At 34.1% G+C, this 26,349-nt stretch carries 33 protein-coding genes, 1 other RNA gene and 1 pseudogene; 29 read left to right on the top strand and 6 right to left on the bottom strand.

What is annotated here, in order from left to right; all coding sequences use genetic code 11:
* Positions 1-126: 126 nt before the first annotated feature.
* The 3 genes from ACH0B5_RS08625 to fosM are packed head-to-tail and all read left to right on the top strand — an operon-like array spanning position 127 to position 1,759.
* Positions 127-435 (top strand): putative quinol monooxygenase, encoded by a 309-nt coding sequence (locus ACH0B5_RS08625; RefSeq protein ID WP_406927723.1) that lies wholly within the window; start codon positions 127-129, stop codon positions 433-435.
* A 49-nt stretch (positions 436-484) separates the two neighbouring features.
* Positions 485-1,312, top strand: coding sequence for an alpha/beta fold hydrolase (locus ACH0B5_RS08620; RefSeq protein WP_406927722.1), 828 nt, complete (start codon positions 485-487; stop codon positions 1,310-1,312).
* Positions 1,313-1,336: 24 nt separating this feature from the next.
* The gene (fosM, locus tag ACH0B5_RS08615; RefSeq protein WP_406927721.1) at positions 1,337-1,759 is read left to right on the top strand and encodes a FosM family fosfomycin resistance protein; all 423 of its coding nucleotides are present in this window, start codon (positions 1,337-1,339) and stop codon (positions 1,757-1,759) included.
* 65 nt (positions 1,760-1,824) lie between these two features.
* On the opposite strand, the gene ACH0B5_RS08610 is transcribed toward fosM, so the two are convergent.
* Positions 1,825-2,286: a DinB family protein gene (locus ACH0B5_RS08610; protein ID WP_406927720.1), complete on the bottom strand. Its 462-nt coding sequence runs from the start codon at positions 2,284-2,286 to the stop codon at positions 1,825-1,827.
* A 168-nt stretch (positions 2,287-2,454) separates the two neighbouring features.
* Between ACH0B5_RS08610 and ACH0B5_RS08605 the strand changes: the two genes are divergently transcribed.
* Positions 2,455-2,988 (top strand): GNAT family N-acetyltransferase, encoded by a 534-nt coding sequence (locus ACH0B5_RS08605; protein WP_406927719.1) that lies wholly within the window; start codon positions 2,455-2,457, stop codon positions 2,986-2,988.
* A 52-nt stretch (positions 2,989-3,040) separates the two neighbouring features.
* Positions 3,041-3,961 carry a PhzF family phenazine biosynthesis isomerase gene (locus ACH0B5_RS08600; protein ID WP_406927718.1) on the top strand — a complete coding sequence of 307 codons (921 nt, stop codon included), beginning with the start codon at positions 3,041-3,043 and terminating at the stop codon, positions 3,959-3,961.
* Positions 3,962-4,033: 72 nt separating this feature from the next.
* On the opposite strand, the gene ACH0B5_RS08595 is transcribed toward ACH0B5_RS08600, so the two are convergent.
* Complete coding sequence (locus ACH0B5_RS08595; RefSeq protein ID WP_122972666.1) at positions 4,034-4,279, bottom strand: YkuS family protein; 246 nt, start codon at positions 4,277-4,279, stop codon at positions 4,034-4,036.
* Positions 4,280-4,510: 231 nt separating this feature from the next.
* Here ACH0B5_RS08595 and ACH0B5_RS08590 point away from each other — a divergent pair, with 231 nt between their 5' ends.
* Complete coding sequence (locus tag ACH0B5_RS08590; RefSeq protein WP_406927717.1) at positions 4,511-5,278, top strand: SDR family oxidoreductase; 768 nt, start codon at positions 4,511-4,513, stop codon at positions 5,276-5,278.
* A 47-nt stretch (positions 5,279-5,325) separates the two neighbouring features.
* Here ACH0B5_RS08590 and ACH0B5_RS08585 read toward each other — a convergent pair whose 3' ends face one another.
* Positions 5,326-6,102, bottom strand: a complete 777-nt coding sequence (locus tag ACH0B5_RS08585; protein ID WP_406927716.1) for a 3-hydroxybutyrate dehydrogenase — start codon at positions 6,100-6,102, stop codon at positions 5,326-5,328.
* Positions 6,103-6,297: 195 nt separating this feature from the next.
* On the opposite strand from ACH0B5_RS08585, the gene ACH0B5_RS08580 reads away from it, so the two are divergent.
* The 3 genes from ACH0B5_RS08580 to ACH0B5_RS08570 all read left to right on the top strand — a co-directional run bounded on the left by ACH0B5_RS08580 (position 6,298) and on the right by ACH0B5_RS08570 (position 8,574).
* Positions 6,298-6,645, top strand: a complete 348-nt coding sequence (locus ACH0B5_RS08580) for a GNAT family N-acetyltransferase (protein ID WP_122972663.1) — start codon at positions 6,298-6,300, stop codon at positions 6,643-6,645.
* A 208-nt stretch (positions 6,646-6,853) separates the two neighbouring features.
* Positions 6,854-7,633 (top strand): class I SAM-dependent methyltransferase, encoded by a 780-nt coding sequence (locus ACH0B5_RS08575; RefSeq protein ID WP_122972662.1) that lies wholly within the window; start codon positions 6,854-6,856, stop codon positions 7,631-7,633.
* Between the two features lie 125 nt (positions 7,634-7,758).
* Entirely contained in the window at positions 7,759-8,574 is an 816-nt protein-coding gene (locus ACH0B5_RS08570; RefSeq protein ID WP_406927715.1) for a lipid II flippase Amj family protein, read from the top strand.
* Between the two features lie 44 nt (positions 8,575-8,618).
* Here ACH0B5_RS08570 and ACH0B5_RS08565 read toward each other — a convergent pair whose 3' ends face one another.
* Complete coding sequence (locus tag ACH0B5_RS08565; RefSeq protein WP_406927714.1) at positions 8,619-9,239, bottom strand: flavin reductase family protein; 621 nt, start codon at positions 9,237-9,239, stop codon at positions 8,619-8,621.
* A 96-nt stretch (positions 9,240-9,335) separates the two neighbouring features.
* On the opposite strand from ACH0B5_RS08565, the gene ACH0B5_RS08560 reads away from it, so the two are divergent.
* The 7 genes from ACH0B5_RS08560 to ssrS all read left to right on the top strand — a co-directional run bounded on the left by ACH0B5_RS08560 (position 9,336) and on the right by ssrS (position 12,077).
* The gene (locus tag ACH0B5_RS08560; protein WP_341362195.1) at positions 9,336-10,019 is read left to right on the top strand and encodes an ArsR/SmtB family transcription factor; all 684 of its coding nucleotides are present in this window, start codon (positions 9,336-9,338) and stop codon (positions 10,017-10,019) included.
* A 43-nt stretch (positions 10,020-10,062) separates the two neighbouring features.
* The gene (locus ACH0B5_RS08555; RefSeq protein WP_406927713.1) at positions 10,063-10,437 is read left to right on the top strand and encodes an HIT family protein; all 375 of its coding nucleotides are present in this window, start codon (positions 10,063-10,065) and stop codon (positions 10,435-10,437) included.
* 21 nt (positions 10,438-10,458) lie between these two features.
* Positions 10,459-10,593 carry a hypothetical protein gene (locus tag ACH0B5_RS08550; protein ID WP_406927712.1) on the top strand — a complete coding sequence of 45 codons (135 nt, stop codon included), beginning with the start codon at positions 10,459-10,461 and terminating at the stop codon, positions 10,591-10,593.
* Between the two features lie 24 nt (positions 10,594-10,617).
* Positions 10,618-10,932 carry a hypothetical protein gene (locus tag ACH0B5_RS08545; RefSeq protein WP_122972657.1) on the top strand — a complete coding sequence of 105 codons (315 nt, stop codon included), beginning with the start codon at positions 10,618-10,620 and terminating at the stop codon, positions 10,930-10,932.
* 62 nt (positions 10,933-10,994) lie between these two features.
* A complete protein-coding gene (locus tag ACH0B5_RS08540) occupies positions 10,995-11,444 on the top strand; it encodes an NUDIX domain-containing protein (RefSeq protein WP_241559341.1) in 450 nt (149 codons plus the stop codon).
* Between the two features lie 136 nt (positions 11,445-11,580).
* The gene (locus ACH0B5_RS08535) at positions 11,581-11,730 is read left to right on the top strand and encodes a YfhE family protein (protein WP_122972655.1); all 150 of its coding nucleotides are present in this window, start codon (positions 11,581-11,583) and stop codon (positions 11,728-11,730) included.
* A gap of 157 nt (positions 11,731-11,887) precedes the next feature.
* Positions 11,888-12,077: non-coding RNA, 6S RNA (gene ssrS / locus ACH0B5_RS08530), on the top strand.
* Positions 12,078-12,285: 208 nt separating this feature from the next.
* On the opposite strand, the gene pdxR is transcribed toward ssrS, so the two are convergent.
* Complete coding sequence (pdxR, locus tag ACH0B5_RS08525) at positions 12,286-13,677, bottom strand: MocR-like pyridoxine biosynthesis transcription factor PdxR (protein ID WP_341362194.1); 1,392 nt, start codon at positions 13,675-13,677, stop codon at positions 12,286-12,288.
* 105 nt (positions 13,678-13,782) lie between these two features.
* Here pdxR and ACH0B5_RS08520 point away from each other — a divergent pair, with 105 nt between their 5' ends.
* The 3 genes from ACH0B5_RS08520 (at position 13,783) to ACH0B5_RS08510 (ending at position 16,617) form a co-directional block, all read left to right on the top strand.
* Complete coding sequence (locus tag ACH0B5_RS08520; RefSeq protein WP_122972653.1) at positions 13,783-14,325, top strand: pyridoxamine 5'-phosphate oxidase family protein; 543 nt, start codon at positions 13,783-13,785, stop codon at positions 14,323-14,325.
* 77 nt (positions 14,326-14,402) lie between these two features.
* Positions 14,403-15,095 carry an AIM24 family protein gene (locus tag ACH0B5_RS08515; RefSeq protein WP_406927711.1) on the top strand — a complete coding sequence of 231 codons (693 nt, stop codon included), beginning with the start codon at positions 14,403-14,405 and terminating at the stop codon, positions 15,093-15,095.
* Positions 15,096-15,690: 595 nt separating this feature from the next.
* Positions 15,691-16,617: a DUF1835 domain-containing protein gene (locus tag ACH0B5_RS08510; RefSeq protein WP_406927710.1), complete on the top strand. Its 927-nt coding sequence runs from the start codon at positions 15,691-15,693 to the stop codon at positions 16,615-16,617.
* 71 nt (positions 16,618-16,688) lie between these two features.
* Here ACH0B5_RS08510 and ACH0B5_RS08505 read toward each other — a convergent pair whose 3' ends face one another.
* Positions 16,689-17,297: a LysE/ArgO family amino acid transporter gene (locus ACH0B5_RS08505; RefSeq protein ID WP_122972647.1), complete on the bottom strand. Its 609-nt coding sequence runs from the start codon at positions 17,295-17,297 to the stop codon at positions 16,689-16,691.
* Positions 17,298-17,395: 98 nt separating this feature from the next.
* On the opposite strand from ACH0B5_RS08505, the gene ACH0B5_RS08500 reads away from it, so the two are divergent.
* The 10 genes and pseudogenes from ACH0B5_RS08500 (at position 17,396) to ACH0B5_RS08455 (ending at position 26,201) form a co-directional block, all read left to right on the top strand.
* Positions 17,396-18,823: an aminotransferase-like domain-containing protein gene (locus tag ACH0B5_RS08500; RefSeq protein WP_341362192.1), complete on the top strand. Its 1,428-nt coding sequence runs from the start codon at positions 17,396-17,398 to the stop codon at positions 18,821-18,823.
* A gap of 458 nt (positions 18,824-19,281) precedes the next feature.
* Positions 19,282-20,142: a RhaT/GlcU family sugar-proton symporter gene (locus ACH0B5_RS08495; protein ID WP_122972645.1), complete on the top strand. Its 861-nt coding sequence runs from the start codon at positions 19,282-19,284 to the stop codon at positions 20,140-20,142.
* A gap of 18 nt (positions 20,143-20,160) precedes the next feature.
* The gene (locus tag ACH0B5_RS08490) at positions 20,161-20,946 is read left to right on the top strand and encodes a glucose 1-dehydrogenase (protein ID WP_122972644.1); all 786 of its coding nucleotides are present in this window, start codon (positions 20,161-20,163) and stop codon (positions 20,944-20,946) included.
* 157 nt (positions 20,947-21,103) lie between these two features.
* A complete protein-coding gene (locus ACH0B5_RS08485; RefSeq protein ID WP_241559338.1) occupies positions 21,104-21,541 on the top strand; it encodes a GNAT family N-acetyltransferase in 438 nt (145 codons plus the stop codon).
* Positions 21,542-21,569: 28 nt separating this feature from the next.
* On the top strand, positions 21,570-22,109 hold the full coding sequence (locus ACH0B5_RS08480; protein WP_406927709.1) for a DUF1572 family protein: 540 nt from the start codon (positions 21,570-21,572) through the stop codon (positions 22,107-22,109).
* A gap of 266 nt (positions 22,110-22,375) precedes the next feature.
* A complete protein-coding gene (locus tag ACH0B5_RS08475; RefSeq protein ID WP_122972642.1) occupies positions 22,376-22,789 on the top strand; it encodes a hypothetical protein in 414 nt (137 codons plus the stop codon).
* Positions 22,790-22,967: 178 nt separating this feature from the next.
* The gene (locus ACH0B5_RS08470; protein ID WP_122972641.1) at positions 22,968-23,369 is read left to right on the top strand and encodes a retropepsin-like aspartic protease; all 402 of its coding nucleotides are present in this window, start codon (positions 22,968-22,970) and stop codon (positions 23,367-23,369) included.
* Positions 23,370-23,395: 26 nt separating this feature from the next.
* Positions 23,396-24,252: pseudogene (locus ACH0B5_RS08465) on the top strand (alpha/beta fold hydrolase).
* 46 nt (positions 24,253-24,298) lie between these two features.
* Entirely contained in the window at positions 24,299-24,970 is a 672-nt protein-coding gene (locus ACH0B5_RS08460) for a GNAT family N-acetyltransferase (RefSeq protein WP_341362191.1), read from the top strand.
* A 166-nt stretch (positions 24,971-25,136) separates the two neighbouring features.
* Positions 25,137-26,201 carry a branched-chain amino acid aminotransferase gene (locus ACH0B5_RS08455; RefSeq protein ID WP_341362190.1) on the top strand — a complete coding sequence of 355 codons (1,065 nt, stop codon included), beginning with the start codon at positions 25,137-25,139 and terminating at the stop codon, positions 26,199-26,201.
* Positions 26,202-26,349: the final 148 nt, after the last annotated feature.

Below are 26,349 nucleotides of genomic sequence, written 5' to 3'. Positions count from 1 at the left end.
GATTCTAAACACTTCACCTTGTAATAGGTGGGGTGTTTTTTATTTGAGGAATTATAATCGGAATATAGGAAAATGGTGTGGTGATGGAGAAATAGTATTGGAAAACTTATTTTGGAGGGGAATAATATGGAGAAATTTAGTTTATTCGTTAAGTTTACAGTTCAAGAGGGAAAACGGGAAAATTTAGTAGAAATATTGTTAGAGGCGGCAAAGTCAATGGTGCAATTAGAAGATTGTGAGATATATCTTGTGAATATTGTAGAAAAAGAACTGAACGCTGTTTATGTTTATGAAGTGTGGAGCAATGAAAAAGCCCATCAAAATTCCCTTGTATTAGAAACAACACAAACTTTAATAAACAGGGCAAAAGCAATTATTACAGGAGCGGAGAAAATGGGGACGTTTATAACAAAAGGTGGCAAAGGGATTTCTTAGGAAATTTAAAATACAATTCAAATCTATTTAGTTAGGAGGGTAAATGACTATGTGGGAAAAGCATGTAATTGAAACAAGTAGAGGTCAATTTGAGTTGTTTAAAAAAGGGGAAGGGGAACCTCTTTGTGTTACCCATTTGTATAGTGAATTTAACCAAAATGGAAATTTATTTGCGAGTTTTAGTCATAAATATTCGGTTTATTTAATTAATCTAACTGGTTGTGGAAACTCAACAGAGGGTAAAGGAAACGATAAATATAGTATGGATGCTTCCGTAAAGGATTTGGAGGCGATTAGGGAATCATTAGGTTATCAAGTTTGGAGTTTTGCTGGTCATTCAACAGGAGGAATGTTAGGTTTAAAAAATGCCATACAATCACAGGCAAGTTTAAAAAGAATCGTTGTCGGTGGGTTATGTGCTTCAGCTGATTATATGAGGCATCCGGGAAGTATTTATTGTGTAGAAAATCCGAACAATAAGAGATTACGTGAAATATTTGCAGTTCTTAAAGATCCAAAGGCAACTATTGATGAACGTAAAACCGTTAGTAAAGAATGGACAATGATGTCTTCATATAATAAGGCAGCTTATGATGAAATGATTACCCGTCCAAATAGCGGAAAGACTGTATCGAAACGTTTAGATTATTATTCAAATAAAGAACTCCCCAATTATGATTTAAAGCCTTTATTAAGCTTTATAAAAGTACCAACATACATTTATGCAGGTTTTTATGATGCCCAATGTCCTTATGAATTCGGTGTTGAAGCAGCTGAATTAGTTAAGACATCGACATTTAAAGTTTTTCATCAAAGTAATCATTATCCGTTTATAGAAGAAGAAGGATTTAAACATTTTGTTGATTCAATTGTTTAACAAAGTAAAAATGAGGTGTATTAAATGACAGTAAAAGGATTAAATCATTTATTATTTTCTGTTTCTAATTTAAAAAAATCCATCGCATTTTATAAAAATATCTTCGATGCAAAGTTGTTAGTAGAAGGTAGAACTACCGCCTACTTTGATTTAAATGGTATTTGGCTTGCCTTAAATGAGGAAAAGGAAATCCCTCGTACGGAAATTCATAAATCATATACCCATATCGCTTTTACAATCGAAGAAGCTGAATACGATCAAATGTACCGTAAACTTAAAAACTTAAATGTCAACATCTTAACAGGTCGTCCAAGGGATGAACAGGATAAAAAGTCGATTTATTTTACGGACCCAGATGGTCATAAATTTGAATTTCACACCGGTTCTTTACAAGATCGATTGGATTATTATAAAAAAGACAAAACACATATGCAGTTTTATATTTAAAAAAATTATCTACATATTTAATAAGAGCGCAATTCCATTCAATAATGAATGTGCGCCTAAGTACACTATTTTATTAGTTTTTTCATATCGAGGATCGTTTGTAAGTGTAAGCCTTCATGAAAAATTGTACGAATTAAAACTTGTTCGATTGTATTCATTCCCATTTCAGTAGGTGGAAATTCTTCTTCCAATCGTTCTCCATATCGTTCTTTAATAAGCTTTGGTTGGTTTTTTAATAATTCTTTTAGTTTTTCAAAGTTAGGAGTTTCATCGGTAAAATCCGATGGAGAAGTGCCAAATCCAAACCAATCATGAAATGTTTTTGGTACATTTTCTTTTTCTTTCGTCAAAGCTTCAATCCATAAATATTGATCCAAATATATATGCCCCATATTCCATCGAATATTATTACGAAATCCTGTTGGAATCATTTCTGCTTTTTCTTCTGTAACATCCTTTAATACTTCCAATAACTCACTTCTATAACTTTCTAATTGGTTAAATAAAATTTTATGACGATATTTCATTCAAAATTCTCCTTTCTTTCAAATTTATGTATTTGACAAAGAAGACAATTTCTCCTTTTGATAAAACAGAAATATGGATTAAATTAGAATTTTTATTAAAAAAAGGTTTACAACAAAACTTGTTCCTTTATAGTAGAACTTAATCAATTTTTATGTGGAGGGGAGTATATGTTTAAGTACAAGTTAAATCATGAGTTGGAATTACGGTTGTTAGAAATTCGACATGCTGAAGAACTTTTTCATTTAACAAATCAATCGAGAACCTATCTTCGTGAATGGTTACCATGGGTTGATTTTACGAAAGACGTAGATGATTCAAAAGCTTTTATTGAAAGTACATTAAAGCAATTTGGCAATAATGATGGTTTCCAAGCGGGTATTTGGTATAAAGGGAACTTAGCAGGAGTAATAGGATTGCATCATATAAACTGGGCTAATCGCTCAACATCAATTGGCTACTGGTTAGGGGAAGGATTCCAAGGAAATGGCATTATGACAAATGCTTGTCAAGCTGTAATCGACTATTGTTTTAACGAATTGAATTTAAAGCGAATTGAAATCCGCGTTGCTACTGAAAATCATAAAAGTTTAGCGATACCAGAAAGACTAGGGTTTGAAAAAGAAGGGTGTCTTCGGAGCGTAGAATGGTTATACGATCATTTCGTTGATCATGTAGTATTCGGTCTAATTAATAATAACTGACTATTTTAAATAATGATTATAAATATGAAAAAATGAAATGGGGGACAGTTTCATGAAATCCATTACAGTTCATCATTATGATGTATTTAGTAATCAACCGAACAAGGGAAATCCTGCTGGTGTTGTTTTAAACGGAAATGATCTAACCGATGAAGAAATGCAACAAATCGCCTATAAAGTAGGATTTAATGAAACTTCCTTTCCAATTAAGTCCAATATAGCAGATATAAATATCCGCTTTTTTACGCCTGGTCATGAAATGAATTTATGTGGACACGCTACGATGGCAACGATTTATGCTTTAAAAACAAAAGGACTATTGGGAGACAAAAGTCCATTATCGATTGAAACGAAGGCAGGTGTTTTACCTGTATCGATTGAAACATCTGATGAAAATGAATTATTAATTACGATGAAACAGGCTACGCCAACATTTGAACCGTTTAACGGCTCAAGAGCACAATTAGCCCAATCAATTGGACTGGAAGAATCGGATCTCCATGAAACTTTACCGATTTTATATGGAAGTACGGGAATATGGACATTATTAATCCCGATAAAGGAGTTAAAAGCCTTTAAAAAAATGAAACCGAACACTAAAGAGTTTCCTGCTATATTAAAGGAAATGCCAAAAGCATCTATACATCCATTTTGTATGGAAACTTTTGATCCGAAAGCAACGATGCATGCCCGCCATTTCTCTTCTCCATTTTCTGGTACTATTGAAGATGCTGTAACAGGGACTGCTTCAGGAGTAATGGGAGCATATTATGGGAAGCATATAATGAATAATGAGTGTGATTCGTTTCATCTCGTAGTTGAACAAGGGCAAGAGTTAGGAAAAGATGGTCGTGTTTTTGTGAAGGTTTCGAAACATAATGAAACCTGGGATGTGGAGATTACAGGAAATGCAGTACATGTTCAAGCTTTCGAAGTGTTGTTAGAAAAAGAAGAAGGTTTTCTAAAGGAATAGATTACATAGTTTGAATAGGAAAAAGGTGCTGTTCTATACGTTAATTAGTTTAGAATAGCACCTTTCGCTGTTTTAATGGAACATTTTGTCTACACGTTCACACACTTCATCAGCAGATAAGCCTCGAGCATCAATAACCGATCCTTTTGTTACGGTATCGCTTATTCCCATAACGTTTTCATCTTGGCCTGTGATCACACAACAATCACAATTTTTTGCATCTTCTTCACTGCGAAGTTGAATAACTTCATAACCCTTTGCTTTTAATGCAGCTTCAACATTCGATAAGGATTGTTCAACACCAATTATGTTAGGCATTTTCCTTCCACCTCCTATAAGTAATGTGTCATTTATGTCTGCTAATTATTCATAGTGGAAGTATTTTTGTAATGAATATATCCTTTAATGAAAGTTGAAGAAAAATTGGCCTTTGAAATTTTATGGTTAAGTAACTAATAAATTTGAAAATGTATATCACTGTCATTCGTGGAATGAATTTGTTATGATATGTAAACATTTTAATAACATTCAAACTTGGAGTGATAACAAATGAATTTATCAGGAAATACCATTTTAATAACTGGTGGAGCTTCTGGTATAGGGCTTGCCTTTGCAGAAAATTTTATGAAAGCAGGAAATAAAGTAATCATCGTAGGGCGTCGAGAAAGGAAACTAGCTGAAGCAAAGGAAAAGTTCCCTGAATTACATACGAGAGTTTGTGATGTTTCGGTTGAAGAGGAACGAATCCAATTAATTGATTGGGTAACGGAAAATTTCCCGGATCTTAATATGTTAGTCAATAATGCGGGCATCCAGCAGAGAGTTAATTTGCTCAATGATAAGAAAGAATGGAGCTATTATCAAAATGAAATTGCGATTAATGTTGAAGCCCCAATTCATCTTTCTATGCTTTTAATTCCTCATTTCTTAAAGCAAAAACAGGCAACAATCCTTAACGTAACATCTGGACTCGCGATTCAACCAGGAGTTTGGGTACCGATTTATAGTGCCACAAAGGCAGCAATGCACTCATTTACAGTAACATTACGCCAACAATTAGAAAATACAAATGTAGAAGTAATAGAAGTATTACCTCCTGCCGTTAATACCGATTTAGGTGGTGCTGGTCTTCATACGTTTGGTGCTCCATTAAATGATTTTATAAATGCCATCTTTGAAGGGTTGAAAAATGAACAGCTAGAAATTGGTTATGGCGGCACTGAAAAGCGGCTATTTGCTTCGAAAGAGGAGCTTGAACAAGGAATGAAAAATGCTTGGGAAAACTTTTTAAAAAGAAATCCTGATTTTCAAAATTAATTATAAAAACAAAAAGTCCGTCTCCAAATGGCGGACTTTTAATATATTTATTGTGCTGTATAGCCGCCATCAATAACAACGGCTTGTCCTGTTATACTTTTCCCTTTATCACTGGCAAGGAATAAGGCGTAATCGGCAATTTCACTTACGTCTAATAATTTCTTTTGAGGTACTTGAGCAAGGATAATTTCTTCAAGCGCCCGCTCTTCAGGGATATGACGCGTTTTTGCTAAGTCCGCAATTTGACCACGTACAAGGGGAGTATCAACGTATCCTGGACATAAAGCATTAACGGTAATACCGTCTAGAGCTCCTTCCAATGCGGCTACTTTTGTTAGTCCGATAACACCATGTTTTGCACTATTATAGGCAGCCTTACCAGCAAATCCGATTAACCCATTAATAGATGCGATATTAATTATGCGTCCCCATTTTTGCTTTTTCATAATAGGGAATACTTCTCTTGTAAGGATGAAAGGCGCAATCAACATTATTCTATTCAATAACTCAAACTTAGCAGTTGAAAATTCTTCAATTGGTGCGACATGTTGCATACCCGCATTATTAATGACGATGTCAATGGAACCAAATGTCTTCTGAGTTTCCGTAACTAAATTTTTCAAATCTTCTTCATTCGTAACGTCTGCTTTTACTCCAATTGCCTCATATCCAGCACCATTAAGGGATTGAACAGATTCTTGTAATAAATCGACATTAACATCAGATAAAACAACCTTTGCCCCTTCTTTTGCAAAGTGTTCTCCAATTTTAAATCCAATTCCTCGGGCAGAACCAGTCACAATCACCACTTTATCCTTTACCATACATAACGCCTCCATATTATAAAATTTTCCTCTTATTTTATTCTATTCTCTATCTGCTATAAAACATGTCTATATTTATAGTGTTTGTTCTAATCAGTTTAAAAGGTAAGTAGTTTCTAATATTGGAAAACGCTAAGGAGGAAAATAATTAGTTTTAAGGAATTAATGGTATAAGTAGACAAAGGAGGATAATAGATGAAAATAAATGTTGTATCAGCCAAAGGAGAAGATTTTAATGCGGTGAATGTGATTGTGAAAGAAGGACAAGATCAACATGCAGAAGCGCTTCCTAAAATTTTTAAAAAAGTGGAACAAGTGATGCCAGAAAGTTATTTTCAACAGTTGTTAGCAGAGTCGAATTGTGACATTTTAATTGCGAAAGAAAATCAAACTGTTATTGGTTTTGCTGTGGTAGAGATAAAAAAATCTCCAGCCTTTGAATCGATGGTCGAGAGAAAATATGCTTATATAAACGATTTTGGTGTGAAATCTAATTATAAAAGGGGAGGGGTTGGAACGGCATTATTTAATGCATGTGTATAGTGGTCGAAAGAAAAAGGGGCACAATCGTTGGAATTAAACGTTTGGGAATTCAACGAACAAGCCATTTCCTTTTATGAGCGTTTTGGAATGAAAACGATGAGCAGAAAAATGACCTTAAATTTATAAATTATAATGAGCCGTTATGTAGACATATGATTTTTCTAAAGAGCTAAGGAGATGTAGGATGATTTAAACGGGAGGGGTCCTTATGGGAATTGATTTTCACGAGAAGAAAAACCGTAATTCGTATACAACTCGAAAGGCTAACCAATCTTGGATTCAAATGGTGAAAGAACTCGTACCGATTAACAATACGACGCACGCGGTAGATATTGGATGCGGAGGAGGAATTTATTGTAAAGCACTAGCGGATATGGGAGTGGCAACTGTAACAGGTGTTGATTTTTCAAAAGTGATGATTGAGGGGGCAATTATTAATTGTGAGAACTATCCAAACATTTCTTTTCAAAAAGGAAATGCTTTTGAAACGGGTTTAAAGGGAAATTACTATGATTTATTGCTTGAAAGGGCATTAATCCATCATATCGAGGATTTAGAAAGCTGTTTTAAAGAAGCATATCGAGTGCTCAAAAAAGGCGGTTATTTAATTATTCAAGATCGTACGCCTGCTGATTGTCTTTTACCTGGTGATGAACAACATATTCGAGGATACTTTTTCGAACTTTTCCCAAAGTTAGGGGAAAAGGAAATTCAACGAAGACATTCAAGTAATTTGGTTATGGAAACTTTGACAAAGGCTGGATTTAAAGAAATAGAAGAAGTGAAATTGTGGGAAATTCGAAACATCTATGATAATAAAGTTCAGTTACTAGATGATTTGAAGGAAAGAACGGGTAGAAGTATTTTACATGAACTTGACGATAAAGAGTTAAACTTATTAATTCACTCTATCGATGATGCCGTATCAAAAAGGACAAACATCATAGAAAAAGATAGATGGACAATTTGGAAAGCGGTGAAACGATAGATGAATAAATTTAGTCGCTTTTTTGCTTATCCAGCGGTTGTCTTTTCACCCCCTTCTATATATTGTTTCCAAAAATTTTAAAAGGTCCTGTATAATATAGAGAAATAATTTGTTGGAGGCTTTATATGGAGTACATAACAAATAAAATCGTTGTGGTGGCAATATTTATATTAATCGTAACGATGATTGAGACGTTGGCTTATTCAACGAGAATATCTGGAGCAAGGGTGAAATTAATAGCTACTGCCTTATCTTTGTTTAGCACGTTAGTCATCGTTTCAAGATTTTCTACAATGATTCAACAGCCTCTTACTGCAAAACTGATTGCCGAAGCACCAGATAGCAATAAACTAAATTTTATAGAGGATCAATATCGAATATTAATAGGGGTTACTTCTGTTGGCGTATTACTTGGAATAATGCTTTTTCCAACTTTCATCAACATTTTTTCAAGGGCCATTATCCAATTATCAAATGAAAGAGGTTCGATTATTTCCACAATAGGAAAACAATTGAATCCAACAGGAATGAAGAAAATAATTATTTGTTTTCGTTTCCCAAATTTGAAGTTTTTACAGGGGATTACATTCAAAACGATACCTAAACGCTTATTTGTAGTAAATGTGATCGTTTCTGCTATATTTACCATCGGTGTATTATCCTCTTTATATGCTTCTATGTTAGTTCCAGAAGATTATGCTCAAGCGGCATTAATGTCATCGGGAGTCATTAATGGAATTGCGACGATTTTATTAACACTGTTTATCGATCCGAAAGCTTCCGTTTTAGCCGATCGAGTGATGAAAAATCAATGTGATTACGTTTATTTAAAAAGTTACTCATTGACGATGATTAGCTCGAAATTTGTAGGTACTATAGTAGCACAACTATTGTTTATACCAGCTGCCTATTATGTTGCATGGTTTGCAGAATGGATTTAATTTAGAAAAAGCTTAGGGAATCTCCTTAAGCTTTTTTGCCGTTACTAAATTTCTGCTCGAAACGTTTTTCCAAGATGTTCCCCTAAACTAAAATAATGGCGGAAATTATATATAAGCGGACTCCATTGGGTAGGATCGATATGGTTTTCGCCAATCAAAATGTCTTTATGGGCGTGTACTTGAATCGATTGGGTTTCTACAATGGCAAATTGGGGTGAATAATCTGGTATTCGAATATGTTTCACCTTCGCTTCAATTTGTATAGGACATTCCGAAATTCTTGTAGGTTTTACGAATGTTGATGCAATGGGAGTTAACCCACTCGCATGATATTTGTCTTTTTCATAACGAAATCCACTATTTATTTTATAATCCGGAACTGGATGTTTCCCTGTAAAATGAGCCAATCGTTCAACGTTTTCCCATAATGAAGGATCTGAGACGTTTATAACACATTCTGCATGTCTAGTTAAATTTTCTAATGCTTTGCCGTCAACTCCAAGGCCGAGGATGATACAATCTCCTAAAGCCCATGATGATGAGATGGGGCTTATATTCACCGTTTCATCTTCATTCAGTGTATTTAATAAAATAACTGGTGTTCCGTAGTATAAAATTTTTGGTTGAATTATTGCTGTATTTGTAGTTTCCGCAATCTTTTTCATATTATTTCCTCCTTGAGTCGTTTTCATCTCCCATTGTAGAACATAATTATTTCCACTATAATCGAAATATGGAATACATAGGAGATGATCGTAAAAATGAATGCAAATGCGAATCCGAACGTAGCAATCATCGCTTCCCTTGTGAGTGAACCTTCCCGCGCGGCAATTTTAACCGTTTTACTCGATGGTAGATTTCATACGGCAGGAGAATTAGCGTATGCGGCAGGAATTAAACCACAAACGGCAAGTTTTCATTTAGCCAAAATGGTAGATGCGAACGTTGTCTGTGTTAATAAACAAGGAAGACACCGATACTTTGGAATTCAGGATCAAGAAGTAGCACACACAATGGAAACGCTACTCTCGTTAGCACCACCTTTGAAAGTGAAATCGTTTAAACAATCTACAGAAGATAAGGCTTTACGGTTTGCAAGAACATGTTATGATCATATTGCGGGGAATTTAGGTGTTCAATTAGCAGATTCCTTAAAAAATTTGGGTATTCTGTCAGAAGAATTTATCGTTACGGAAGAAGGAGAGCATTTCTTTCAATTATTTGAAATAGATCTTAATCAAATTAAGAGAAAACGTCGATCATTTTGTCATAAATGTTTAGACTGGAGTGAAAGGCGTCATCACATTGGTGGCGCATTAGGGAATGCGTTGTTAGAAAGACTTTTAGAGTTAAATTGGATTGAACGGATTCCGAAAACTCGTGCGATTAAAATAACGCCAAAAGGAAAGCAAGGTTTTAAAGAAACGTTTTTAATTGATATTTAATATAGATTAATTTAAAGCCGTAATGATGAAACGGCTTTTTTTAATGGGAAATAATCGAAAAGATAACAAATGGACGAGGGGGAAGGTAATTGAGAGTTATCACTTTATCGAATGGGAAAAAGTGGAAGTATACTGTTTAAGTTGTGCTATTACAAGCGGGCTTATGGCGCCTGACGGAAGGATAGTATTTGAATCAGAACATTTCCATGTCCATCAAGATGTTGCTTACCCAATTAAAGGATTAATGATTGTAGTTTCTAAACGTCATGTGAAATGTTTAGATGAATTAACTGAAAGTGAAAAGTTCGATTATATAAATGTTATAACTAAAATAAGACAGGCTCAAAGAAAAGTTTTAGGAATAAAATATGTTTACTACTTCTACAATGAAGATGCAATCCATCATTTTCATACATGAATGGTACCAAGATATGACTGGATGTATGAAATTGGCCGTTCGGTAGAATCTGTTCGACCGATTTTACTCCATGCAAGACATCATATAAATACTAAAGAAAATATGCTAGAAGTGATAGCAGCAATCGACTCTCTAAAAAAAGAACTAAGCCGTTAAAATCCGTTGAAGGGAGATGAGAAAATGAAGTTTTCCCGTTTTAGCCCTTTGAAAAATATTTCCCTTTGGTTTTATTTATGTTCGTTGGTTCTTTATTTTATAAGTTTTATCGGTGCTTTTACAGTTGGATTATATATTATTTTTGGCGCAATCGTATCTTTATTATTTGGATTATCCGTTTCATTAAAAATTTTGACGAAGGAAAGAAATCCTTCTATGATCCTTACAATTTCCATTTTCATCGTTGCGATTTCTTTTATCCTTTGGTATTTGTTAGTCCATTATATAGATGATGTTTATATTTTCTATCCCTTTTCTTTGTTTAATGGGGTAAATTAACAAAGAAAGATTTCCTTGTTAAAATTATGATAAGAAGGATTACACGTGATGGGGGTAGAAAATTGGAACAGACATATCATAATCAGTTTGAATTTCTTGAATTTATTTCGATTGGAGAAGAAGCATTAACTCAATTTTATCCTTTGGCTGGTTCATATGCTGTAGTTAAGTGTGATAACAAACTTTTATTATGTTACAACATTTGGAGAAAACAATGGGAAATACCTGCAGGAAAAAGGGAAGCCAATGAAACTGCTAAGGAATGTGCAATAAGAGAACTTTTTGAAGAAACTGGTCAACTGGTTTATGATATGGAATTTAAAGGTTTATTAAAGGTGAAAAATAAAATGAATGATCATTTGAAGTATAATCCCGTATACATGGTAACAGTACAAACATTGCAACCATTTATTCCGAATAATGAAACCTCAGCTATTTTGTTATGGGATGTATCCAAAAAAATTGGTTCGGTTGACGAAGTGGATTTAAATGTAGTTAATTTTTTGATATGAAGTCTTTTTTATCTTGTGCATTTTTATAGATAGAATTCAAAATTTCTCGAAATAAAAACCCCTTCAAAATCAAATGGAATATCTATCTCTACATCGGAAAAACTGATAAAGACTAAAAAAGAGAGGAGTGTTCCATATGGGTAATGAAAAGGCGCCCCACGAACAGTTGACAACGAAAGATAACGGGCTAACATCGACTCAAGAAGTCCTATATCGAAAAGAATTTAAGCGGGCAGATAAAGCAAATGAAAAAAATAATAATAATCAATCGAAAAAGTTAAATTAATTTTAATTTTCCCCTGAGAGGTAACTTCTTTACTTCTTAGGGGATTATCATTGAAAGAGAAAATACAATCAATTCCTTCTTTACAAGTAATAAATAGTTGACATTTTTCTTTGTAGGTACTTACTTGTGCAATCGAAAAAAGTAATATAATATATCATTAAAGCTGCGTTGTACGTAAAATATTAAGTTTTAACCTTTGAACTGTAAAAGGGAGTTTTATATCGAAGATGGAATGGCGAGCATCACACTTTTAGTGAATGATGATATACAGGATATCTTTTGCGAACACCCACTTTGAGGAGTGGTGGTTTAAAACTTTCTAATCATTACGGCAAGGTGGCTTTGCATACATAAGTTGTATAGCAAGGCTCAAGAACACTCTTACATTTATTGTAAGAGTGTTTTTAAATTTTCATTTTCATTCATTTTACTTTTCCAAAAAATATTATCCAGTCAACTTATATGGATGCCTATGGGATGCATGCAGTCCCATGATGTGCTGTAAAGCCCAACACTGTCTTGAAACCTTATTATAGTGCTTCCATTTACTTTTAGCTATGAACTTTCTCGACTACAAAGATCCCCAATTACTTTAATTCCTTCTATAATTTGTTGTTCAGTTAGATTCCCAAATCCAAGCATAATGTAGGGGACAGTCTCATTGTTAAACCAATGTTGAAGCGGAGAATAGATACGAATTCCTTCTTTGGAAGCTTGTTGAATTACTTCCTCTGGAGTACTCCCTTTTAGGTGAAGCAAAATATGTAACCCAGCTTTTTGGCCAATTATTTCCACATTTTCTCCAATATAGTTGTTAACTGCTTCAATTAAAGCTTTATGTTTAGCTTGATATGCGACTTTCATTCGACGAACATGCTTTTCAAAAAATCCCTCTCTCATAAAGATAGCTAGAGCCCTTTGAATAATGGGAGAACAACTTTGACTCGACTGTTCTATCGTATTTTCCCCTTTTGAAACTAAATTTTCCGGGAGAATGATGTAGCTGCACCGAGCTGCCGGAAGAAAATTTTTAGAAAATGTACCGCAGTAAATGACTCTGTCAAATTCGTCTAAAGACTTTAATGATGGTATTAGTTGACCAATATAGCGGAATTCGCTGTCATAATCATCTTCCACGATAAAACTGGAATGTTCTTTCGCCCATGTTAAAAGTTTTAATCTTTTATTGATTGGGAGTACCATACCTAATGGAAATTGATGTGAAGGAGTCACATAAACTGCTTTTGCTTTACTTTTTTGCAATTCCTCAATTGATATTCCATCTTCCTCAAGGGAAATGGGAGTCAGTTGACAATTGTATTTTTCTAAAACCGAGCGAACTTCCGAATAACCAGGATTTTCTATCGCAACTTGTTGGTCATGTAGCTCTAGTATTTGGGAAATTAAATTGATTGACTGCTGCGTACCGCTACATATGAAAATTTGTTCAGTAGAACATTGAATTCCTCGAGCTTTTGAAACATATTTTCTAATTTCTTCACGTAATATGATATCGCCTTGACGATCTCCATAAAAATAAACCTCATTCAAAGAACTTTCCAATGCATCACTTATACACCGTTTCCATGTTTTCAGTGGAAATTTAGTTTTATCGATTGCTCCGTAATAAAAATCGACCAAGAATTTTGATTTGAAATCGGTTGTTATTCTAGATGAATGTGGGGCTGTTATGGTTTGAGAAATCTCTTCCATCGGTAAAAGGAAAAGTCCACTTCTTGGACGGCTCTCCACATAGCCTTCTGCTAATAACTGTTGATAGGCAGAGTCAATTGTTTGTTTACTAACCTTTAATTCAAATGCGAGGGAACGAATGGAAGGAAGCTTTTCTCCTACTTTTAACCGACCGGATTTAATTTCTAACTTTAAATACTCGTAAAGTTGGATGTAAAGCGCTTTTGATTCATCATTTTTAAAAAAGAATGCCAATGGAGATCCCTCTCTTCTGACCATGTATATTTTTTATAATCTGTCACTTATTGTTAGGACAGATTTTGTTTACGATCATTTTAACATGGTTTAGGAGGAATTAAGATGAGAATGAAACAAATGATTTGTCAAGACGAGGAAAAAATAAATACATTTCTATCTGAAGTAGAGACCGGTTATTTAGGATTATCGATACAAGACAATCCCTATATTGTCCCTTTAAATTATGTTTGGCATGAAGGTTGTATTTACTTCCACGGTGCAAGTGAAGGGAAAAAGATTGATATGATAAAGGAAAATTCGAACGCTACTTTTGTTGTGAGCGAAAATCATGGAACGATTGCCAACCCTATTCCTGCAAAAACAGATACAGCCTATTTAAGTGTTATGTTGTTTGGACATGTGGAGCTTGTCGATGACTTAACAGAAGCTACAACAGCAATGCAATATCTTTTAAATAAGTATGTACCAGGGTATTATCCGACAGCATTATCTCAAAACCATGTGGATCGATATCGATCTTCCATGGGAAGTAAAACGACTGTATTTAAATTAGTGGTAAAAACGATTACTGCGAAGGAAAATGTCATGGTAGAAGAGAAAAAGTATTATAAGGGAAGGGAAATGGCTATGGATATAAAAAAGTAGTGAAGGAAATTAATCTTTGAAACCTACCTACTAGTTATACCGTATATGAAGAATATGGAAGGATGTGTTTGTGTATTATGAATAAATACTCGATTGCTGAATTTATTAAAAATACAGAGCAGGAAGATAAAGGGGAAGGTTTTTTTGAATTAGAAACACCACGTTTGCTCGAAGTAAATCTAGATGGTCTTGTTTGGGCAAAAGCTGGCTCAATGGTTGCTTATCATGGAAAGATTAAATTTGAGCGGGAAGGTATTTTAGAACATGGTATTGGAACGATGTTCAAAAAAGCCTTTACAGGTGAAGGGGCTTCCCTTATGAAAGCAAATGGACAAGGAAAGTTGTATTTAGCTGACAGTGGGAAGAAGATTATTATACTACACTTACAAAACGAAGCGATTTATGTAAATGGCAATGACCTCCTTGCCTTCGAACCTTCGATTAAGCATCAAATAAAATTAATGAGGAAAGTGGCAGGAATGATGGCAGGTGGATTGTTTAATATTCGATGCGAAGGAACAGGTATGATCGCCATCACCTCCCATTATGAACCGTTGACATTACGTGTAACACCAGGCAATCCTGTAGTAACGGATCCAAATGCAACAGTCGCCTGGTCAGGTAATCTTCAACCTGAATTTCAAACAGATGTTACACTTAAAACCTTCTTCGGAAGAGGGAGTGGTGAATCGATTCAAATGAGATTCGAAGGGGAAGGTTTCGTTATCGTACAGCCTTATGAAGAAGTATATATGCAAGCACAAAGTTAATAGTAGAAACCAATCGAAGGGGATATTATCTCCCTTTATGCATTAGCATTAATCAAAAAAAGGATTAATGCTTTTTTTATGGAAATTATAAAGTAAGTTCATATTCACAACATCTATGATGAATATAAGATTATTAAAGTAGGGGAGATTCGTATTTTACAGAGAAAAATTATTACAGCATCGATTTCAGGATTTTTATTTGCAATTTTATTCGGTTTAACATTCCCTTATATTTTTGTTGAAGACATCAATTCGGTAGCTGATTATATTTCAGCTTTCATTTCCAATATGCCTCTTTATTTAATGTATAGTTTTCCAGTCATTTTAATCTATGGTGTCGTAACATCCATTTTAAGTGATAAAATCGGGGAATTATTATCTAAAAAAGAGAAATATCCAAAAGTTGAATGGATTGTATCGGGAATTTTCCATATCATGTTTGGCTTCATATTACTTTATATTATTTTACTTGCCGCTATTCTCTTTTTTATAGCTGATAGAATACTAAAAAATATAATAAAAGGTTTCATTGGAAACAAGCTGTTAAAAGTCTGGCTATTCCAGTTGGCCTTTGGATTATTTTTATGGGGAAATATTGGCTATAATTCGTTTTCAACTGATTCAAAATGATTGGAGTGATGGACAAGTGGCAGAAGAACGAAACATACATATGCAAAATATGGAACATTTGATGGCACTGGAAAATCGCAACGGTGTTGTCCATATTTGTACTTCAGAAGAGGTAGCTGGTGCTTTAAGATTTGCTCTTCAAAGTCCTAAGATTGTTATAGGATTTCCAGATTCTTTTTCGGTAGGACCGTTGTGGTCATTGAACGATAAAATCGGTCAAAATTTCCGAAAACAATGGCTATTCGATTGTTTTATTAATGAGGAAAAAGAGATTGACTATGAAAAAAATTTCACCAATACATTGTGTCAGATTAATTCGATACCAAAACATGTTCCAATTTATATTTGGTACAGTAACAACGCTTGCGAACAAACGGGACTTCGTTATTATCTTTATTTAATGAGAGAAAAGCAAAATAAAGTCTTCCTGTTGAACTGTAGCGAACTAAATGATAATCCGAAACAAACTTTTCACTATACCGATAGACTAGATTCAATTGTATTGAAGGATATTTTTGAAAAGAGCAAAGAAATTGAAGCTTTATGTGACGAACAACACTATCAATTACAAAGAGAGTGGGAAAAGCTCTCCGAAACAAAAGAAGTTTTACGTATTTGGATAAATAATGGTATACAAAGTGTTCCAGAAAATTATTATGATTTACTAATCATTGAAACAATTGAAAAGCTCCATCAACAACAAAGGGTGAAAGATTATATTTTGTGTGGAATATTAGTCGGAGAAATATTATCAAAAATGGTCGAAACGGCGGATGGCACGATGGACGATCGTTTTTTAGAATATCGGATTCGACAACTAATAAACAATGGGGTATTTGAATCAAATGGAGATCCTAAATCAATGAGACATTACAGTGTTAAAATACGGTAATGTCTCTATGAGAAAGATAGTGTAACAAAGTGAAAAAATAATTTCACTCTGTTACATTTGTTTTGTAATTTCTAAGATATTAAACCAACGGCAATATAAATCGCGGTTCCCCAAATGAAGAGGGCAGAGCATTTGTTAAATAAATTCATTAGTCTCCCAGAATCGTCTAGCTTTTTTAATACTGAGCCTGCGAATGTTAAGCCAATGAACCATATCCAAGATACCGCAATACATGCTGCAGTAAATAAAATTTGATCTTTTCCGATATACGTTAAAGCACTTGTCCCAATCACCCCTACAATATCTAAAATAGCATGGGGATTTAAAAAGGAAACGGATAAAGCAAAAACAATTTGTTTATGTATTGGTAAAGCTTGCTTCCCTTCTGTTGGTGAAGATGGTTCAGTACGCCAAATGGAATAACCCATGTATAATAGAAAGACAACGCCAACAATAATTAGACTAAACCGCAACCATTCAAATTGTAAAACAATCACTGATAAACCGAAGATTGCTAATAAAATTAACAAAGTATCACAAACTGCAGCTGTAATAGTAGCTGGCAGTGCTCGAAGTAGATTTGGTTGAGTGGCCCCTTGGGAAAAGACAAATACGTTTTGTACGCCTAATGGTAAAATAAGACCAAATGCTAAAACAACTCCATGAAGAATGACTTCCATATAATCAACTCCTTTCCAACTCTATGATACTATGGTACAACTAAAAGAAAACAACCAATTGGATGGATTATTATCCACCCAATTTAAAAGGTGATGCAATGAAGTGGAAACCAAACCGTCATTCCCATTTAACGATTCATGAACAAATTGTTGATTGGATGAAAAGTCGTATAGAAAATGGAGATTGGTCTATCGGCACAAAAATACCAACCCAGCGGGAACTTGCGACCCAATTTCAAGTAAATCGAAGCACGATCCAACTGGCATTGGATGAATTGAAGGCTGATGGATTAATCGAATCAAGGGTCGGTTCAGGTATCTATGTGGCTAACAATTCTTGGAATGTATTACTAAACAATTCCCAACCCAATTGGCAACAACATATTGACGGTAGTATTCATAAACCAAACTACCATACGATTCAACTCATTAATGAATATGAGCAACTACATCATATCATCCGTCTTGGTACAGGGGAAATAGCCCCTGAATTACTTCCAACAAAACAGCTCGAACATTCATTAAAGGAACTGGCATTAGATGCAAGATCAATTGGTTATTCATCTCCCTTAGGAAATGAAACATTACGGGCTAATTTATGTGAATATTTAAAAAAACATGGAATTCAAACAAGTTCCGAAAATATTTTAATCGTATCAGGAGCACTTCAAGCGCTACAGCTTATTGCGGTAGGGTTATTGGAAGCAGGTTCAGTTGTTTTCCATGAACAACCGTCCTATTTAAATTCAGTACATCCTTTTCAATCAGCTGGAATGCGTATGATTGCTGTTTCGAAAAATAATCATCTGATACAACAATTAAAAGCATACAAGAGAAACAGACAATCCTTATTTTACACCGTTCCAACATTACATAATCCGACTGGATATAGTTTGTCTTTAAAAGAAAAAGAAGATTTATTTCATGTTTGTAAAGAACTTCAAATACCGATTATTGAAGATGATGTTTACCACGAATTATTATTTGAAACGACTTCACCTGCTATGAAATCCTTTGATAAAACGGGACAAGTATTGTATATCGGGAGTGTATCTAAAACATTAAGTCCTGGACTACGCATTGGATGGGTTGTAGGACCTTCAAAGGTTATTGAACGATTAGCTGATATAAAAATGCAGACGGATTATGGTTCAAGTGCCATTTCTCAATTAATCGTCTCCCATTGGATTGCTACTGGATTATATGAAAAACATTTAGTGGAACTTCGTCAACAATTAAAGTGGAGAGCAACATTTGTCGAACATATACTAAATCAACAATTTAAAGACATCGCGACATGGACAAAGCCAGAAGGTGGTTTTTATATATGGCTTAAATTCCATAAACCGATTGTCAATAAAGCATTGTTTCTAAGGTTATTGAAAGAAAATGTACTTATAAATCCAGGGTATATATATGATTCCAGTGATTTACATCATATTAGGCTTTCTTATGCCTATGCATCCTTTGAACAATTAAAAGTTGGATTAAATACACTATTTGAAATGATTCAACACAACAAGTAAAGAAAATGGGAAGGAGAATAATAATTGGTTTGGAATATAATATTTTTATTCCTTATGATTGCCCTAATCCTATCATCTGTTGTATTAATTAAAAAAAGGAAAAAGGGTAGGATTACTGGGGTTAAAAGTACATTACCTTCAATCTGTTTTATATTGATTGCCATATTAAACATAGTCGCCATTTGGTTTGATTGGTTAGGTTTAATAAGCTGGATGATTACTGTTATTTTGTTAATAGTTGGTGCATATTTCACGAAATATTTGACAATTAATAAAAAATTTATTTAGTTATGAGGACGTTAATCCATCATCGTTATGGATTAACGTTTTTTTAGGTAATGTATAAATTTTAGTTTCTAAAACAATATAAGATGTACAATTTCACTTTCCTTTTCGTTGTTTGTTGAGCTATGAAAGTAATGAAAATCTGACATCATTTAAACAGGAAGGTTTTGATCATGGATATTTTCTTAGCAGTTTTACCGGCCGTATTTTGGGGAAGTATCGTACTATTTAACGTAAAACTTGGGGGAGGACCTTATAGTCAAACCCTTGGTACAACGTTAGGTGCTTTAATTTTTTCCATTGGGGTTTTTATTTTTACACAACCTAGCATTACACCTTTTGTTTTTATCATTGGTGTTGTTTCGGGATTATTTTGGGCACTTGGTCAAGCAAATCAGCTAAAAAGTATTGATTTAATTGGCGTTTCGAAAACAATGCCTATCTCAACGGGGCTTCAATTAGTTTCCACTACTTTGTTTGGGGTAATTGTTTTTAAAGAATGGTCTACAACGACATCCATTATCCTAGGTGTTCTAGCTATTATTTTCATCATTATCGGGATTATTTTAACATCCCTTCAAAGTAAAGAAGAACAAGCCGCTGAAGAAACGAAAGGAAATTTTAAAAAAGGGATTGTCATTTTATTAATTTCTACTTTTGGTTACTTAGTTTATGTAGTCGTTATTCGTCTATTTAATGTGGACGGATGGACAGCTTTACTTCCTCAAGCGATTGGTATGGTCATCGGGGGGATATTGCTAACTTTTAAACATAAACCATTCAACAAATATGCAATCCGCAACATTATCCCAGGTCTTATTTGGGCTGCAGGGAATATGTTTTTATTCATTTCACAACCTCGAGTAGGTGTTGCGACAAGTTTTTCCCTTTCTCAAATGGGGATCGTCATTTCAACTTTAGGCGGTATTATCATTTTAGGTGAACGAAAAACGAAGCGTCAGCTAATAGGAATTGTTATTGGAATTATACTAATTATCATAGCTGGAGTTATGTTAGGTCTCGCAAAAGTTTAACTAGGAGGGTATTTCAAAATGTACAAAGATTTAGAAGGAAAAGTAGTTGTTATAACAGGTTCTTCTACAGGTTTAGGAAAAGCGATGGCAATTCGTTTTGCAATGGAAAAAGCAAAGGTAGTTGTCAATTATCGCTCTAAAGAAGATGAAGCTAACAGTGTTTTGGAAGAAATTAAAAACATCGGTGGAGAAGCAATTGCTGTAAAAGCTGATGTTACTGTAGAGTCTGAGGTAATCGATTTAGTTCAATCTGCTATACAACATTTTGGAAAACTTGATGTAATGATTAATAATGCGGGATTAGAAAATCCAGTTCCGTCCCATGAGATGACTTTAAGTGATTGGAATCGCGTAATTGATACGAACTTAACAGGAGCATTTATCGGAAGCCGGGAAGCGATTAAATATTTTGTTGAAAACAATGTAAAAGGAAACGTTATTAATATGTCGAGCGTTCATGAGAAAATTCCATGGCCTTTATTTGTTCACTATGCAGCAAGTAAAGGTGGGATCAAGTTAATGACTCAAACATTGGCTATGGAATATGCACCAAAAGGAATTCGAGTAAATAACATTGGACCAGGTGCGATTAATACGCCGATTAATGCAGAAAAATTTGCTGACCCAGTACAACGAGCTGATGTAGAAAGTATGATTCCAATGGGATACATCGGAAAGCCGGAGGAAATAGCAGCTGTCGCAGCATGGCTTGCTTCTTCTGAATCAAGCTATGTAACCGGAATAACGCTCTTTGCTGATGGTGGTATGACATTGTATCCATCATTCCAAGCGGGACGTGGATAATATAATTTAATGATAAAGATAAAACTAGTGGAGAAAAGAAATACTTTTTCTCCACTTTTTTTGTTTAAAGAAAAAAGGATAAGTACCATAAATTATCGAAATATATTCTTACATACGATACATATAAAATTTTACTCAAATGAAGGAGTATCATAAAATGGCCATTGAAATAAGAACAGTGATGCCTATAGATTATGAACAATTAGTCGAATTAATGGGGGATCTAGGTTATCCAACAACTTTTGAAAAACTAATGAAGCGATTTGAAGTTATAGAAAAACACGAAGATTATAAAGCGCTTGTTGCTGTTGAAGGAAATAACGTTGTAGGTTTTGCGGGGATGTGTAAAGCCCTTGCCTTTGAGTTTGATGGTATATATGTACGGTTGCTTGCCTTTGTTGTGAAGTCTAATCAACGGGAAAAAGGAGTAGGCAAAATGCTTCTAAACGCTTGTGAACAATGGGCAATTGAAATAGGTGCAAAAACAATCACTTTAAATAGCGGTAATCGGGAAGAACGGGAAGTAGCCCATTTATTTTATAAAAGAAATGGATTTGAAGGGAAAAGTACAGGTTTCATTAAAAAATTAAATTAGATGTATTTTCTGAATGGAGGAAACAATATTGACAATAGGAAACGAATATTTGAAAAGTGTCATTGGAAAATTTAACAGTGTAAAAAAATTAGGAGACGATACAATCCGACAACTGACTGAAGAAGACATGCATTGGGCTTATAATACAGAATCTAATAGCATTGCTATCATTGTAAAACATATGAGCGGAAACATGGTATCTAGATGGACAGACTTTTTAACAACAGATGGAGAAAAGGATTATCGAAATCGTGATGACGAATTTACCGACGATATTTCTTCATTAGCTGAACTAAAATCAATTTGGGAAAAAGGGTGGAATACGTTACTCGATACATTAACAAGTTTAACTGAACAAGATCTATTGAGAACAATTTATATTCGTGGTGAAGGGCACACAGTGATTGATGCGATTGAAAGACAATTATCCCATTACTCTTATCACATCGGCCAAATTGTCTTTATTGGAAAACTGGTCAGAGGGGAGCAATGGAATAGTCTAAGCATACCTAAGGGAAAATCTAAGGAGTACTTAATGGAAATGCTTGAGAAACATCAAGGAAAGTAACAGTTTCATACGAAGCGGAGCGTTAATCTATAAAGATTAACGTTTTTTTATTGAAAAAATTAAGGTTGTCCCTTTTTCTATTCCATTTTATTGAAAGGGCAATAATAAAACTTATTGCATCATATGTTAAATTACACCTTAGAATGTGAAATTTACCATTATTTGATGTGGAGAGTGCTAGTAAAGAAAATTGAATGTATTCTGTTAAATAAAGTGCCCTATTAGTCAAATAAATGAGTTTTTAAAGGTAAAAAGGAGGAAATCCATTGAAACATCTTTTGAAACTTTTTTCTTTCATTTTGTTAGTGATGATTATAGTTGCCTGTTCCGATGATAGTCGTTATTTAATTCGGGCTGACGTACAAATTGTAAATGAAGATGAAAGCCTTGAAGAAGAGGAAATGATATTGGATATCATTACGTTAGATTCCATTAAAAGTATCATGCATGAGGTAGATTGGGAACAGGAATCCGATGAAGAGATGGTTCGAAAGGAAGATGTTTTAATTACCCTTTTTTATAAAGAAGATGAAGATTCTCCGGAACAACTTTTTCTTTACCGCATTTGGTTTCATGAAGATCAATCCGTTACAATTATTAGCAATAATGAAGAAGAGGGTTATGGAACATTAGATGAAGAATACGGTATTAAATTAAAAAATATATTAACGAACGGATAAAATAATTAAGAAAGTTAAGAAGAATAGTGTTGATTCTACTAAAACAATCATATATTGGTGAAACAAGAAACGGGTATAAAACATATCCGTTTTTTAATTTTTTCTATTAATGGTTATAACTAGTAATACCTTACAAAACTATTTACATTAAAGTTCGACATAGGGGTAGGTGTTCATAGTGAAAAAATTAATCCTTGATGAAGGACTATTGTTGACGGATATGGAATTAACCTATAAAGGAAAATCAATTCATCTTCAAAGAGTATTAGTTGATACTGGTTCTGCTACTACAATTATTTGTTCTGATTTTGCTGAAGAGATTGGAATTGTTGCGGAGGAAAATGATATGATTTATCGGATTTGCGGTGTAGGCGGTTCAGAACTAGTTTTCTCCAAAACAATCGATGGCATTAAAATAGGGAATATGATTGCGAAGTCTTTTCCTATAGAAATCGGCGCAATGAACTATGATTTTCAATTGGATGGCATTATTGGCTTAAATTTATTAAAAGAATTAAAGGCGATGATTAATATGGGAAATTTGTCATTGCAATTAGAAAACTCGGCGATTCTCGATTAGAAATAAAAGAGGAGGAGGTTATTTACTTGTGGGTTCGACAATTTATAGAAACAACTCGTGGAACTTTTGAGATTTTCGTAAAAGGTGAGGGAGAACCACTTGCTGTGACCCATTTGTATTCGGAGTATGATGAGAGAGGAACGATCGCTGCCAATCCTTATACAGATTATTATAAAGTATATTTAATTAATCTTCGTGGAGCAGGAAATTCAGTAAAAGCTTCCAATATACATCAATATAGTATGGAGGAGTCGGTTCTTGATTTAGAGTCAATAAGGGAGACTTTAAAATTACAAAGATGGGGATTTGCTGGCCATTCAACAGGAGGAATGCTCGCTTTAAAGTATGGTATTAACTTCCCGTCATCTTTAACAAAACTTATTGTTGGGGGAGCTGCTGCTAGTTATGAATACGCCCAGCATCCGAAGTGTATTTATTGTACCGAAAATGCGAATTATAAAAGAATAATAGAAATTATGGATCGATTAAATAGTAAGGAAACAACGATTGAGGAAAGAAAAAGTTTAAGCTATGAGTGGTCATTAATGTCATTTTATAAAGAAGAAAAATTAAAACAATTGTTGACCCAACCAAATAGCGGAAAAACAATTGGAGAAAGATTGCAATATTTTAGAAAATAGAATACCCTACATACGATGTTAGAGATGCATTAAAACTTGTGAATATACCTAGTTATATATATGTTGGATAATATGATAGCCAATGTCCTTTAAAATTTAGTGAAGAAATTGCAGCTCTAATTCCTCAAGCAAATTTAACGATATTCGAAGAAAGTAACCATTATCCATATTTTGAAGAAGCAGAGGAGTTTGAAGAATTTGTTATTAGCACTTTAAGTGAAATAAAAACGACATCTTCATAACAGAAATAAACACGATCATTCATTTACTATGAAAAGGAGAAGGAACATGGAATATATTCGAATCACAAACTTACATGACCCATTATTTAAAAAAATGCATACACTTTTAGGAGAAGTTTTCCCTCCCGAAGAAGTATTGGAGTTTAATCTTTGGAAAGAGCCATTGGAGGATCCAAGTATTCATGTATACGTTGCAGACCATGACGGGGAAGTAGTAGGCGCAACAGAATACCGTTATTATCCCCAATGGAATGTCGCAATGACAGATTTTACAATTATTGGACAACCTGGACTAGCTATTGGACGTTTCCTTGCTGAAAAACGACAAGAGGATTTACATAGGTTAGCCGAGGAAAATGGAAAAGTATTATATGGAGGATTTGCTGAAATTTATAATCCATATTTAAGGAAAGATGTTGAATTTGGTGGAGTCATCCCTATGAATCCTTATGTTCGAAGAGAAGTTTTATCACATCTTGGGTATAAGCGGCTCGATTTCCCTTATGTTCATCCTTCTTGGAAAAATGATGGAGAACCTGTACTTGGTCTAGATTTTTGCTTTATGCCAACGGACGATCATATTACAGAAATTTCTACGGATTTAGTTGTTGATTTTTTAATGGATTATTATTCCGTATTATCAAATAAGCCTAAAATGTGGTATGAGATGTTGGATTTTTTAAAAGCACAAAAAAAGGTAAAATTGCTTCCGTTGTAGAAGAAACGATTTACTTTTACTAGAATAATTAATTTTTTAAAAATTGTTGAGGAATAAATGAAAAAGTTTTACTAGATTGTTTATCAAAAAAGTGTAATATTAATATCTATAGAAGTTTTATAGTGTAAAATTTCGGAACATTCAATTTTCAATGGAGGCAATGACAATGTTAGACATCAAAATAGAATTAACAACAAAACCAAAGGAAAAACCGGCTCCAGACGAATTAGGATTCGGTCATTATTTTACGGACCATATGTTCGTCTTAGATTATACAGAAGGTATTGGATGGCACGATGGTCGCATTGTACCTTATCAACCCCTTTCTTTAGATCCATCTGCAATGATTTTCCATTATGGTCAATCAGTCTTTGAAGGATTAAAAGCATATGTAACGGTAAATAATGAGGCGCTTTTATTCCGTGCGGATCGTAATTTTAAACGTTTAAATAATTCAAATGCTCGTTTATGTATTCCTGAAATTGATGAACAGTATGCATTAGAGGCGTTAAAACAATTAGTATCTATTGATCGTGAATGGATTCCGAGCGCACCCGGAACGTCCCTTTATATTCGACCATTTATTATTGCAACGGAACCGAATTTAGGAGTTCACCCTTCGAAAAACTATCAATTTATTATCATCATGTCTCCATCGGGTTCGTACTATAAGGAAGGAATCAATCCAGTAAAAATTATGGTTGAAGAACAATTTGTTCGTGCTGTCAAAGGGGGTACTGGTGAAGCAAAAACCGGTGGTAACTATGCAAGTGCCTTAAAAGGACAACAAATTGCAGATAAAGAAGGATATTCCCAAACGCTTTGGTTAGATGGGAAGGAAAATAAATATGTAGAAGAAGTAGGAAGTATGAATATCTTCTTTAAAATTAATGGGACTGTCATTACTCCTGCCTTAAACGGTAGTATTTTACCTGGTATTACTCGAGACTCCATGATTCAAGTATTAAAATCGAAACAAATTCCGGTTGAAGAACGTCGCATATCTATTGATGAAGTAGTGGAAGCTGCCCATCAAGGAACGCTAGAAGAAGTATTTGGAACTGGTACTGCTGCCGTTATTTCTCCTGTAGGTGAGTTAAAGTATTTAGATGAAAAAATTGTTATCAATCATGGTGAAATCGGAGAAGTGTCCCAAATGCTTTATGATACATTAACTGGTATTCAAAACGGTTCAATTGAAGATGACTTTGGTTGGACAATTCGTTTATAAATTTCATAGATATTCCTGGATTTTATGGAAGGCTAGTTATTAGACACCCTAACAAATATTTGTTAGGGTTGTTTTATTAATTCTTTTAAAACCACGTGCTCTGCACGTGTGAAAATATACTTTTAGAGTGGTAATGGAGATGGAATTA

This window comes from Ureibacillus sp. 179-F W5.1 NHS, assembly GCF_045369345.1.
Taxonomy (GTDB): Bacteria; Bacillota; Bacilli; order Bacillales_A; family Planococcaceae; genus Ureibacillus; species Ureibacillus halotolerans.
Note: the sequence above shows the minus strand (reverse complement) of the source record. Positions and strands in the feature narration are given on the sequence as shown.